General features: G+C 65.4%; 13 protein-coding genes. 6 read left to right on the top strand and 7 right to left on the bottom strand.

Annotated elements, in window-relative coordinates:
- Positions 1 to 13: 13 nt before the first annotated feature.
- Together ACVWWN_RS36915 and ACVWWN_RS36910 are read right to left on the bottom strand one after the other, a co-directional pair.
- Positions 14 to 1,195 (bottom strand): N(5)-(carboxyethyl)ornithine synthase, encoded by a 1,182-nt coding sequence (locus ACVWWN_RS36915; protein ID WP_457148275.1) that lies wholly within the window; start codon positions 1,193 to 1,195, stop codon positions 14 to 16.
- The gene (locus ACVWWN_RS36910) at positions 1,179 to 1,316 is read right to left on the bottom strand and encodes a hypothetical protein (protein WP_457148274.1); all 138 of its coding nucleotides are present in this window, start codon (positions 1,314 to 1,316) and stop codon (positions 1,179 to 1,181) included. The genes ACVWWN_RS36915 and ACVWWN_RS36910 overlap by 17 nt, the downstream gene beginning before the upstream one ends.
- A 226-nt stretch (positions 1,317 to 1,542) precedes the next feature.
- Between ACVWWN_RS36910 and ACVWWN_RS36905 the strand changes: the two genes are divergently transcribed.
- On the top strand, positions 1,543 to 2,724 hold the full coding sequence (locus ACVWWN_RS36905) for a fatty acid desaturase family protein (RefSeq protein WP_457148273.1): 1,182 nt from the start codon (positions 1,543 to 1,545) through the stop codon (positions 2,722 to 2,724).
- On the opposite strand, the gene ACVWWN_RS36900 is transcribed toward ACVWWN_RS36905, so the two are convergent.
- Positions 2,693 to 3,019 (bottom strand): STAS domain-containing protein, encoded by a 327-nt coding sequence (locus tag ACVWWN_RS36900; protein ID WP_457149422.1) that lies wholly within the window; start codon positions 3,017 to 3,019, stop codon positions 2,693 to 2,695. The two genes, ACVWWN_RS36905 and ACVWWN_RS36900, sit on opposite strands and share 32 nt — an antisense overlap.
- A gap of 468 nt (positions 3,020 to 3,487) precedes the next feature.
- Between ACVWWN_RS36900 and ACVWWN_RS36895 the strand changes: the two genes are divergently transcribed.
- The 5 genes from ACVWWN_RS36895 to ACVWWN_RS36875 all read left to right on the top strand — a co-directional run bounded on the left by ACVWWN_RS36895 (position 3,488) and on the right by ACVWWN_RS36875 (position 6,694).
- Entirely contained in the window at positions 3,488 to 4,228 is a 741-nt protein-coding gene (locus ACVWWN_RS36895; RefSeq protein WP_457148272.1) for a TetR/AcrR family transcriptional regulator, read from the top strand.
- Between the two features lie 139 nt (positions 4,229 to 4,367).
- Positions 4,368 to 4,571, top strand: coding sequence for a cold-shock protein (locus ACVWWN_RS36890; protein WP_457148271.1), 204 nt, complete (start codon positions 4,368 to 4,370; stop codon positions 4,569 to 4,571).
- A gap of 145 nt (positions 4,572 to 4,716) precedes the next feature.
- Complete coding sequence (locus tag ACVWWN_RS36885) at positions 4,717 to 6,216, top strand: wax ester/triacylglycerol synthase domain-containing protein (protein ID WP_457148270.1); 1,500 nt, start codon at positions 4,717 to 4,719, stop codon at positions 6,214 to 6,216.
- Positions 6,217 to 6,333: 117 nt separating this feature from the next.
- Positions 6,334 to 6,492, top strand: a complete 159-nt coding sequence (locus ACVWWN_RS36880) for a DUF6307 family protein (RefSeq protein ID WP_457148269.1) — start codon at positions 6,334 to 6,336, stop codon at positions 6,490 to 6,492.
- Between the two features lie 4 nt (positions 6,493 to 6,496).
- On the top strand, positions 6,497 to 6,694 hold the full coding sequence (locus ACVWWN_RS36875; protein ID WP_457148268.1) for a hypothetical protein: 198 nt from the start codon (positions 6,497 to 6,499) through the stop codon (positions 6,692 to 6,694).
- A 63-nt stretch (positions 6,695 to 6,757) separates the two neighbouring features.
- On the opposite strand, the gene ACVWWN_RS36870 is transcribed toward ACVWWN_RS36875, so the two are convergent.
- The 4 genes from ACVWWN_RS36870 to ACVWWN_RS36855 are packed head-to-tail and all read right to left on the bottom strand — an operon-like array spanning position 6,758 to position 10,567.
- On the bottom strand, positions 6,758 to 8,038 hold the full coding sequence (locus ACVWWN_RS36870) for an amino acid ABC transporter substrate-binding protein (protein WP_457148267.1): 1,281 nt from the start codon (positions 8,036 to 8,038) through the stop codon (positions 6,758 to 6,760).
- Positions 8,039 to 8,091: 53 nt separating this feature from the next.
- The gene (locus tag ACVWWN_RS36865; protein ID WP_457148266.1) at positions 8,092 to 8,835 is read right to left on the bottom strand and encodes an ABC transporter ATP-binding protein; all 744 of its coding nucleotides are present in this window, start codon (positions 8,833 to 8,835) and stop codon (positions 8,092 to 8,094) included.
- A complete protein-coding gene (locus ACVWWN_RS36860; RefSeq protein WP_457148265.1) occupies positions 8,832 to 9,545 on the bottom strand; it encodes an ABC transporter ATP-binding protein in 714 nt (237 codons plus the stop codon). The genes ACVWWN_RS36865 and ACVWWN_RS36860 overlap by 4 nt, the downstream gene beginning before the upstream one ends.
- Entirely contained in the window at positions 9,542 to 10,567 is a 1,026-nt protein-coding gene (locus ACVWWN_RS36855) for a branched-chain amino acid ABC transporter permease (protein ID WP_457148264.1), read from the bottom strand. Before ACVWWN_RS36855 ends, ACVWWN_RS36860 begins: the two co-directional genes overlap by 4 nt.
- Positions 10,568 to 10,617 lie beyond the last annotated feature (50 nt).

Raw genomic sequence — 10,617 nt, 5'->3', positions numbered from 1 at the left:
ACACACGAAACGGCTAGGACATTGCCTGCGCCACGGCGCGAATCCCGTGCGGGTATGCGTCGTCGCGGTGCTGAAACGAGAGGATGCCGGGGTTGACGACGGCGCCCTCGCGAATCTCGATAGCCCGGGAGATGGTCGAGTTCTCATCCCACGCCGCCGGACCGGCCAGGACCGTCTCCAGATGCGGCAGCAGGGCCTCGCTGATCTCCCACGTCGCCGAGTTCCATAGGTAGGACGGGCTGTGGTCCACAGCGTAGTAACGCACGCCGTTGGCGATCTCGATGCTTGGTTGAGTAAACGTGGTTGGATGCGCCCAGCTGAAACCCATTCCCACGTCGCACGAGACGTCGATGATCAGGCTTCCGGGGGTGAAGTCGGCCAGGTCTTTCTCGGTGAGGAAGACCAGGGGAGCGTCGGTGTCCTGCAGAACACAGTTGACGACGATGTCGTTGTCCGCCAGCAATTGGGCCACCGGAACGGACTCCTCGGGGGTATCAGCCCATATCTGCTCGGGTGCGTCCGGGTCCGGTCTCATCTGGATGATCTGCGTCGAGTGAATCGGCGAACCGACGGCCGCGATTTCACGGTTGGTGAGGACACGCACGTCGTCGACACCGTGGGCGTTCAGCGCGGTGACCGCGCCTCGGGCGGTGGCGCCGAATCCGATGACGGCGGCGCGCAGCCGCGGACCGTAGCTGCCGGTGATGCCGGCCAGTTGCATGGCGTGCAAGACCGAGCAGTAGCCGGCGAGCTCGTTGTTCTTGTGGAAGACGTGCAGGCCGAATCCGCCGTCGGCCTGCCAGTGGTTCATCGCCTCGAACGCGATCAGCGTCAGCCGCCGATCGATGGCAGCCTGAGTCAGGGCGGTGTCCTGCACGCAGTGCGGCCAGCCCCAGACAACCTGTCCCACCTTGAGTTCTGCGAGGTCTTCGGCCTGGACTTTGGGCAGCAGGATCACATCGCAGCCGGCGATGAGCTCTTCGCGCGTTCTGATTCCGCCGACGAGTTCGGCCAGCGCATCATCCGTCGCGCCGGAGTCCGAGCCGTACCCCTGCTCGAGGAAGATCCGCGGTCGGACCCGACGATCGATCCTGCTGAAATGAGCCGGGTGGATCGGCAGCCTATGTTCGTCGGCTTTCCGCGAGCCGGCCAGGACACCTAGCGAAAGATGTTGTGCCTTAGCGCTTCTTGTCATGCAGCAGCGCCTCGGTAGACGAGACGCGGGTCGCTGCCTTGGCGTGCTTGGCGGCGCGTTTCTCCTTCAGAGATTTGCCGGTCTTCTTCGTCATGGTTTGCCGAGGCGATTTGTCGGACATGACGGGCCCCTTGGTCATGGGGCCTGGTTGGTCCCGATTCGGTGAGTTTACCAGTATCAGCGTCGTAGACACACAGCGTTGACGTACGCCGTTATGGCCCTTAAGCTGGAGATACGCCGACGCGCTGCTGTCATCCCTAGAATCTCGGCCGGTGGTCCGCACTCAACTTCGGGTTCTCACACACGAGCCCACCCATGCCGTAAGGCCGGACTCATCAGGACATCTTTTGGCAATTACCGATATCGCCGCGTACGCGCATTTGAGCGAGACGGACATCGAGGCGCTCGGGGTTGAACTTGACGCCGTTCGCTTCGACATCGAGGAGTCGCTCGGTGAGAGCGACGCGGCCTATATCCGGAGAACCATCAAGTTCCAGAGGATTCTCGACGTGGTGGCGCGGCTGATCATCGGCTGCAGCCGGACACGGGCCGGCTGGGCAGTGGGGACCGCGGCGCTGGCGTTCGCCAAGGCCGTCGAGAACATGGAGATCGGTCACAACGTCCTTCATGGCCAATGGGATTGGATGAACGACCCTGAAATCCACTCGAGCACGTGGGAGTGGGACATGGTCGGGCTCTCCTCGCAGTGGAAGCATTCGCACAACTATCGCCATCACGTGTTCAGCAACGTTCTCGACATGGATGACGATCTGGGCTTCGGCGTGATGCGGGTGACCCGCGATCAGCCGTGGAAACCCCAATATCTGCTGCAGCCCCTTCAGAACATGTTTTTGGCAGCCACCTTCGAATGGGGCATCGCGCTGCACGGTGTGGACTTTGAGCGCATTCGGGGGGCTACCGCCGGCGAAAGGGGTATCCAGGCGAGGCTGCTCGGTGCAAAGGTGATCCGCCAGGCGGTCAAGGACTACGTGCTCCTCCCGGCGCTGAGCCGATCGCGGTGGCGCCGAACCCTGGCCGCGAACGCGACTGCCAACCTTCTACGCAACCTGTGGGCCTACGTGGTGATCTTCTGTGGGCACTTCCCTGACGGCGCCGAGAAATTCACCACGGATGTACTCGAGCACGAGACGCGGGCCGACTGGTACCTGCGGCAGATGTTGGGGGCGGCGAACTTCGATGCCGGCCGGGTGCTGGCGTTCGCGAGTGGGAATTTGTGCTACCAGGTCGAGCACCACCTGTTTCCGGACCTGCCGAGCAATCGCTACGCGCAGATCGCGACGCGGGTTCGGGCATTGTGTGCCAAGTACGACCTGCCCTATACCAGCGGATCACTTGTGCACCAGTATCTTTTGACGCTGCGGACGATCCACAAATTGGCGCTTCCCGACGGATTCCTGCTGGCCACCTCCGACGACGCACCGGAAACCGCCTCGGAACGGAAATTCGCCACCGGCGCGAGGACAGCGGGAAGCGCGGTCACGCAACTGCGTGCTGCTCCTGGAGGTTAGCAAGTGCCGCACCGACGGTATCGACAGCGGGAAGCGATCCGTGGGGGTCACAGATTCGTAGCAGTCGGGAGACCGCCGGACCTGGTACCAGCACCCACCCGGTGCCATCGCGGGCGCAGCTGACCGAGACTCTGTGCAGCGCCGAGAAACCGTCGACGCCAAAGAATTGCAGGCCACTGAGATCAAGGATCAGTCCTCGGCAACGCACCGCATTCGCGAGTGCGTAATCGAGGAGGGTGCTTACGTTCGACGCGTCGATGTCGCCATATGCGCTGACGACGGTCACCGAGGACATCGGAAATCGAGCATCAAAACGCACCGCGTGATGCTCGGTGAGCGATCGAGGCTCAGTGTGAAGAGCATTCATCACGTGTCCTTGATGGGGTTCGGGCAGTGCACACGTCGCACGATCATCCCGCGGTGCCGGCGGTCCCAGCGCGTCGTCGGCTCGCAACTACAGACCGAGCGGCGCCACCGCGCCGACCAGGATCCCTAAGAGGAACGCCGTGGCGGTCGACCCCGAGAGGCAATATCCGGACACGGAGTAATCGGTCGGCGGGTGGGCCGCCCTAGCATTACTCAGCACGCCCACGCGGCGAGGAGCAATATAGCCACACCAACGATGACAGGCACTCCACGCCGCTCATCTGCTGGTAGACCTCCAGTACACACCCCTTTGCGTCGCATGTCAACGTCGTTGACGTATGGTGTTAACCTACGTTGTGGTTCACCGGGGACAGGTCGAAGGAAGGTGTGGCGCGCAATGGCGAAAAGGCTGACCGCGTCCGCTGCGGACACCACCGGAACTGATCGCCCCGCCACCAATGGTCGCGACGCCGGTCCGGTCAGCCGGTCGACGATCCTGCAAGCGGCGCTGAGAATCATCGACCGCGACGGTATCGATGGCTTGTCGATGCGTCGTCTCAGTGAGGAGGTGGGCCGGGATCCGACTGTGCTCTACCGGCACGTGCCGAGCAAGGCGGCATTGCTCGACGGGGTCGCCGAGATCGTGCTGGGGCAGCTGGAGGCGGATACGTCGGATCCCGACTGGGCCGGCCAGCTACGCAGCGTCGCGCATGAGTTCCGGCGGTTGGCGCTCGCACACCCAAACGTGGTGGCGCTGCTGGTGACTCGGCCGCTGGCCACCCCGTTGGGTCAGCGCCCCCCGGGGATGCTGAGACCGTTGGAGGACGTCCTCGCCCTCCTCACCTCCGTCGGCTTCAGCGGGGTCGACGCCCTTCACATCTACCGGGCGCTCTTCGGGTATCTCCATGGCCACATCCTCACCGAGCTGCAGGAGGTCATCGAGCGACCCGAGGAGACCGATGACGTGCTGCGCCTGGGGCTGCACAGGCTGGCGGTGACAGAGTTCCCCCAGGTGCGTGCGCTGGCATCGGCGCTGGCCAACTACGACGGCGCCGCTGAGCTCGACCGCGGTCTCGATCTCCTGCTCGCAGGCCTGGCGGCCACGCTGAAGCCACCGAAGCGGCGTTCTCGCTCGTGATGGCTTGGCATTCGAAAAACGTTTTGCGGCAAATGAAAACAGTTGATCGAGCCGAGGCGGCCGGAGCCTGAGGACCGTGATAGCCTGAGCCCGGATGCATTTTCGGCATCCATTCAGAGTGAAAGAAGTTGGCAAAAGTATGGCACAGGGAACTGTGAAGTGGTTCAACGGCGAAAAGGGCTTCGGCTTCATCGCCCCCGACGGTGGCTCAGAGGATGTGTTCGTTCACTACTCGGAGATCCAGGGGAGCGGGTTCAAATCGCTCGAGGACAACCAGCGGGTCGAGTTCACTATCGAACAGGGCGCGAAGGGTCCTCAGGCGGTCGGAGTAACGGCCGTCTAACAAGCTTGATCCAATGTGGGCTGGTGGGATTTTCCACCAGCCCACATCTCGTTTCCGGGCAGCTGAGGCGTTGAGGTGCAACATCTTTCGCCGTCGCGGTGATGGCGAGTAGAGTGAGCGGCCTCGGAGATTGGCGGACGAGCTGATGGTCACTCGATTGGCGGCCGCGGATGCGCTGGCGCTGCACACCCAGACCGCGACCACACCGGCACACACGGTTGCCCTGGTCATCCTCGAGGCATCCGATCACCTGAGCCATCGCCGGCTGCATGACCTGGTGGCCTCGACGGTACCGAGCCTGGCGCGCTTCCGCAGTCGACTGGTCGGCAAGCCGTTCGGTGTGGGGCAGCCCATCTGGGCCGACGTGGACGACTACGACCCCACGCCTTACATCCACAGCGCGACGGCGGCGGCGCCGGGGGGCGAGCGCGAGCTCGCCGATCTGGTCGTGCAGCTCAGCGCGGGACCACAGGATTGGCGTCAATCGCTGTGGGAAGCGTGGAGTATCGACGGCCTGGCGGGTGGCCGCTGGGCGTTGGCGGTGAAGATGTCGCCGGTACTCGGCGACGGGGACGACAGCACGGCGTCGCTGTGGCAGCGGCTGCTGACCAGCGGTCCGGACGACCCGGCAGGCAATCTGCCGGCCGAGGCCGGCCTTGGCCGCGCACCGTCGCTCAGCGGGATCGTCACGGACACTGTGAGCGAGATCGTCGAGAACCAGATCTTGGGCGCTTGGCTGGCCGCCGAAGCTGTCCGTGGAGTGCTGCAGAGCGTGCGGAGCCGGCTGCGCGGTCCCGGTGAACTCCCCGAGGAATTGCCGGTCGCGCCGTCGATGAGCGGACCCGTGCCGCGAACCGTGTTCAACGCGCCGTTGACCAAGCGGCGGTCGATGGGCTTCGCATCGATTCCGCTGGCCGATGTGCAGGCGGTCAGAAACGCGTTCGGCGGCAGCACCGCCAATGTCTTCCTCGCCGCGTGCACGTTGTCCCTGCGTGCGTGGCTGCAACGATACGACGTCGTCCCGGACAATCCCCTGCTCTTGCAGGTCCCGGTTTCGCGGCCGACCGGCGATGCGGCACAGAAGGGAAAGGCGCTGACAATCGGGGACGTTCGCGTGCCCGTTCAGCTCGACGACCCGGTGCAGGTCCTGACCAATCTGTACACCGCCACCGAAAAGCTGAACACCGCATACAGCCTCGGTGACGAAAACTTTGGCTCAGCAGTGGATCTCGCGAGGATCGCGTCGCTGCTCGCGCCGTCCGTCGTCCACGCGGGGACACAGATCTACACCGGACTGGGCCTGGCCCGGTCGCGGGCCCCGAGATGCCAGGGCACGGTCGCTTTCGTATCCGGCAAACCGGGGCCGACGTACTGTGCCGGCGCCAGGGTGGTCGGTATGCACACTGCAGCGCCACTGATGCAAGGTTGCGGGCTCACCATCACCGTGACATCCCACGCCGACGTGATGGATCTGTGCGTGTGCGCCTGCCCGGACAACGTGCCGGAGGTCGATGACATCGCGACCGGCATCGCCGAATCCGTCGGCGTGCTCCTCGCAGCCGCCGCGCAATCCCCGCGCGGCCGCGGCCGTTCCGTCGTGTCGGAAATGACGTCACATGCCACCAGGCATCCGCGCGGCCACTGACGGCGTCGGTATTCAGACGTGACCGTACGCACGCCCAGTGGTGGGAAAGGGCGTACCGTCATGAGTATCGGGCAGCTCGGTTCCGAGCGGACATGCTCGTCTGAAAAAGGAAACCTCATGGCTTCGCCAACAGTTCTGCAAACGCCCTACATCACTCGTCTTGAATTGGTCGCGGACACGATCCAGGCTCACTCCAAGCTCGGGGACAAGGCGGCAAGCGACTTGGCCGTGCACATCCTGCACGCGCTGAACTCGATTCCCGAGAAGATGCGCTGAGCGCGTGACGGTTTGCGTGACACTCCGCGATGGCGGCGCCGACAAGTACATGCGGTTCGGTGACGCCTACGTCAAGAACCACGACGGGACCTTGGACGTCGTCCGAACCGGCGCCAAGCAGGCCTACAGCTACGCGTCGGGGGAGTGGACGGACGTCGAAGGCGACCAGAAGAAGTTCAAGAAGCACGGCTTCTGGCGCTGATCGCCGAACGAAACGCTCTGCCGCCGAACGCGGCTGGCCGCGGGCGCGTCGATCCGGAGACGCTCAGCCCAGCGGGGCGAGCGGGTAGATGATCGGGGCCTGAGCCGAGTCCGGCGGCGCGATGGCCTTGACCTGCCCTCCCTGGATCTGCACCAGCATCGGGTTGAGCGCGGTGTTGTTGTGGAAGTGGTCCCCGTCGGGCGCGAACCGGATCGGTCCGTAGAAGGTGGTCAGGTCGGTGGCGGCGATCAGATCGTTGAGCTTGACCCGAGCGTCCTCGGACAGCGACGGCGGTTGCCCCAGCTTCTCGGCCGCGGCCTGCAGTACCTGCCCGGCGGCGCTGCACCCGGCGGCGGTGTAGTCCGGCGGTGAGCCGTGCTTCTCCTCGAATGCCTTGGCATAGTCGGCGGCCGAGCCGAACAGGTCGTCACTGAAGGCCGCGGTCGGCAGCCAGACCGAGATTCCCATCACGCCGTCGGCGCGGCGGCCGAGCGCCTTCGAGAAGGAGGCATCGGTGATCCCGTAGTGCTCGATGATCGCCTTCGGGGTGTAACCGGTCGCGGCCATCGCGTTCACGAAGTCGACCAGCAGGACGTCGTGGCCGCCGACCGCCACGATGTCGGGCCGCTGCGCCGCGACCACGTTGGCGACGGGCGCCAGGTCGGCGTTCGGCGGAAACAGCGAGAAGTGACCGACTTTCAGCCCGGCGTCCTCGACCCCCTTGCGGAAACCCTGGGCGGTGTCGTCGGAGAACGGCTCGTTGGCGCCGACGACTGCCGCAGTGGCCGGCTTGGGATTCGCGATGTCGACGATCGATTGGATCGAGCGGGCCGCCGTGGTGTCGACCGCGGGGATGACGCCGAAAGTGAACGCGGGCTGCTTCTTCCAGATGCCGGGGGACTCCGCCGAGCCGGCGATACACGGCACCTTGTACTTGGCGCAGATCGGGTCCATCGCGATCTGCACGCCGCTGGTGTATGCGCCGAAGATCGCGTTCACGCCTTCCTCGGTGGCCAGCCGGGATGTCGCGTCGGCGGCGGTGCCGGGATCGCTCTTACAGTCCTGCACCACCAGGTCGACGTTGTACTTCTTGTCGCCGATCGACAGCCCGCCCTTGCTGTTCACCGTGTCGGCCCAGAGCTGGTATCCGCGCTGGGCGATCTGTCCGCCGGTCGCAGATGCGCCGGACAGCTCGAGCACGGCGCCGACCTTGAACGTGTCGGTGGACGTGCCGCCGCCCGTGTCACCGCCGCACGCGCTGAGCAGGCTCGGGCCGGCAACCACGCCGCCCACCACGAGGCCGGCCCGGGTGAGAAAGCCTCGACGGTTGATGTAGATGGACATGGTTACTCCTCTCGGGTTGCCCTGGCGGGCCGCGGGCTGAGGCCGTGCATCGTTCAGCGGCCTCCTAGATAGAGGTGCATGAGTTCGCGGTCGTCCTCCACGTCGGCGGGTGTGCCTTCGAACCGGTTCCGCCCCGCCACCAGGACGTACATCCGGTCGGCCACCCGCAACGCCTCGCGGATGTTCTGCTCGATCATGATCACGCCGACGCCGCGCCGGGCGAGTTCGGCGGCGCGCACCAGGACGTCGCCGACCAACTTCGGGGACAGGCCGGCGGAGGGCTCGTCGAACAGCAGGAACCGTGGGTTCAAGACGAGCGCGCGGGCGATCGACAGGATCATCTGCTCGCCGCCGGACAGCTGGCCGGCCTGCACGGCATACCGCTCGCGCAGTCTCGGAAATTCCTGCAGCAGCTCTTGGATCCGTTGATCCAGCTGCTGGCGGGATCGGATCGTGTAGCCCCCGATCCGCAGATTGTCGCGCACCGACAACTGAGGGAACACGCCGCCGCCCTGTGGCATCATGGCGAGCCCACGGCCGAGGGTGCGGTGAGACGGCAGATGGGTGAGATCGTCGCCGTCTAACGCGACCGTGCCCGCCCACGGGTCGATCACTCCCACCATCGCCTTCAGCAGGGTGCTCTTTCCGCAGCCGTTCGGCCCGAAGATGCAGGTGACCTCGCCGGTGCGCGCCGTCATCGACACCTCATGCAGGATCTGCACGCCGCCGTACCCCGCGTCGAGGCCGTCGACCGTGACGACGCTCTCCGGGGAGTCGATGCCCTGGTGTTCGGTCACTCCGCCGACACCCCCAGATACGCCTCCATCACGTGCGGGTCGTGAGAGATTTCTTCAAAGCTGCCCTGCGCCACGATCTTTCCGGCATCCATCACGATGATCCGGTCGCAGATATCCTGCGCCAGCTCCATGTCGTGCTCGATGACCAAGAACGTGGTGCCCGCGTCACGCAGCGTGCGGATGGCGTCCAGCATGATCTGGCGCAGGCGCGGGTGAACCCCGGCGGCGACCTCGTCCAGCAGCGCGACCTTCGGCTTCTGCATCAGCACCCGGCCCATCTCCAGCAGCCGCTGCTGCCCGCCGGACAAGCTGCTCGCGAGGTCGTCGGCGACGTGGGTCAGCTCGAGGCGCTCCAGCACAGCGTCCGCGTCGGCCCGGGCGTTGTTCCAGTCGAACTGTACTGCGGCGGTCCAAAGGTTCTCCCGCACAGTCATGTTCACGAACAGCGCGGGGATCTGGAAGGTGCGGCCCAGGCCGGCCCGGGCGATCCGGTAGGGCGCGAGCCGGGTGATGTTGCGGCCGAACAGCGAGATGGTGCCTGCGTCGGGCTTCAGGGCACCGGTGAGAAGGTTGAACAGCGTGCTCTTCCCGCTGCCATTCGGCCCGATGATGCCCACGATCTCGGCCTGCTCGACGTCGAACGTGACGCCGTCGACCGCGCGGATGCCGCCGAAGGAGCGGAACAGGCCGTCGACTCCAAGCACCGTCATCGTCTGGCCTCCTCGGTCTCGCTGTCCGCTCGCGGGGGCGTGACATCGTCGTGGGCGCGGCCAAGTAGCTGCCGTACCAGCCGCATTCGTCGCGCTCGCCGGGCGAGGCTGACCAGCCCGTCGGGAAGAAACAGCACGACCGCCATCACCAGGGCGCCGACGATGATGATGTAGGCGGTCGTCTCGCCGTAGCTGACCCGCAATTGCTCCTGCAGGAGGTAGAGCGCGGTCGCGCCGAGCGCCGGGCCCCACGCGTGTCCGAGTCCGCCGACGAGCACCATCACCACCAGCTGGTCGGTGATGATGGTGTTCAGCACACTCTCCGGGTTGATGAATGTGATCCAGTACGCGTTGATGCCCCCGAGGACGGCCGGAATCATCGCGCTCAGGACGAAGGCCGCAATCTTGACGAGCGTGGTGTTGATGCCCTGCGCGCGGGCGGCAACCTCGTTGTCGCGCACCGCCTTGACCCGGAATCCGAACCGGGACCGTTCCAGCAGCAGGTAGCACACGGCGAAGGCGATCGCCGAGGCGGCGAGCATCGTGTAGTAGAAGAAGGTGTCGTCGAGGTGGATCGGCGTGGTCAGTCCGCGGGAGCCGCCGGTGAAGTCGAGGATGGTGGTCAGTTCGCGCACGGCTTCGGCCAGGGCCCAGGTCGCGATGGCGAAGTATGCCCCTTTCAGCCGCAGCGCCGGCCAGCCGACGAGCGCCGCAACGGCGCCGGCGATCACGGCCGCGACCGGAAGAGTCGCCCAGAAGTTCCAGTGGTGCTGGGGCTGCATCAGGATCGCGGTGGTGTACGCACCGATGCCGAAGAACGCGACGTGGCCGAAGCTGATGTATCCGGCGTACCCGCAGATCACGTTCCAGGACAGCGCGAGTCCGGCCCACATCGCTACGCCGGTGGCGACCCGGATGTAGTACGGCGTCGTCATCATCGGCAGCAGAAAGAGCGCCGCGACGACGAGGGCGAGCACTCCGAGGTTGACGACCGCGTTGCCTCCGGAGGCCGGCTTACTCATGCGACGTCCTCGCAGGCTCGGCCGACGCATTCCGTGCCGATGATTCGCTC

The organism is Mycobacterium sp. URHB0021, from assembly GCF_054057895.1.
Note: the sequence above shows the minus strand (reverse complement) of the source record. Positions and strands in the feature narration are given on the sequence as shown.

Excerpts from the sequence above, each read along its gene's own strand:
- ACVWWN_RS36915 (WP_457148275.1), bottom strand. The coding sequence starts at position 1,195 with ATGACAAGAAGCGCTAAGGCACAACATCTTTCGCTAGGTGTCCTGGCC.
- ACVWWN_RS36910 (WP_457148274.1), bottom strand. The coding sequence starts at position 1,316 with ATGTCCGACAAATCGCCTCGGCAAACCATGACGAAGAAGACCGGCAAA.
- ACVWWN_RS36900 (WP_457149422.1), bottom strand. The coding sequence starts at position 3,019 with ATGTCCTCGGTGACCGTCGTCAGCGCATATGGCGACATCGACGCGTCG.
- ACVWWN_RS36895 (WP_457148272.1), top strand. The coding sequence starts at position 3,488 with ATGGCGAAAAGGCTGACCGCGTCCGCTGCGGACACCACCGGAACTGAT.
- ACVWWN_RS36890 (WP_457148271.1), top strand. The coding sequence starts at position 4,368 with ATGGCACAGGGAACTGTGAAGTGGTTCAACGGCGAAAAGGGCTTCGGC.
- ACVWWN_RS36885 (WP_457148270.1), top strand. The coding sequence starts at position 4,717 with ATGGTCACTCGATTGGCGGCCGCGGATGCGCTGGCGCTGCACACCCAG.
- ACVWWN_RS36880 (WP_457148269.1), top strand. The coding sequence starts at position 6,334 with ATGGCTTCGCCAACAGTTCTGCAAACGCCCTACATCACTCGTCTTGAA.
- ACVWWN_RS36870 (WP_457148267.1), bottom strand. The coding sequence starts at position 8,038 with ATGTCCATCTACATCAACCGTCGAGGCTTTCTCACCCGGGCCGGCCTC.
- ACVWWN_RS36860 (WP_457148265.1), bottom strand. The coding sequence starts at position 9,545 with ATGACGGTGCTTGGAGTCGACGGCCTGTTCCGCTCCTTCGGCGGCATC.
- ACVWWN_RS36855 (WP_457148264.1), bottom strand. The coding sequence starts at position 10,567 with ATGAGTAAGCCGGCCTCCGGAGGCAACGCGGTCGTCAACCTCGGAGTG.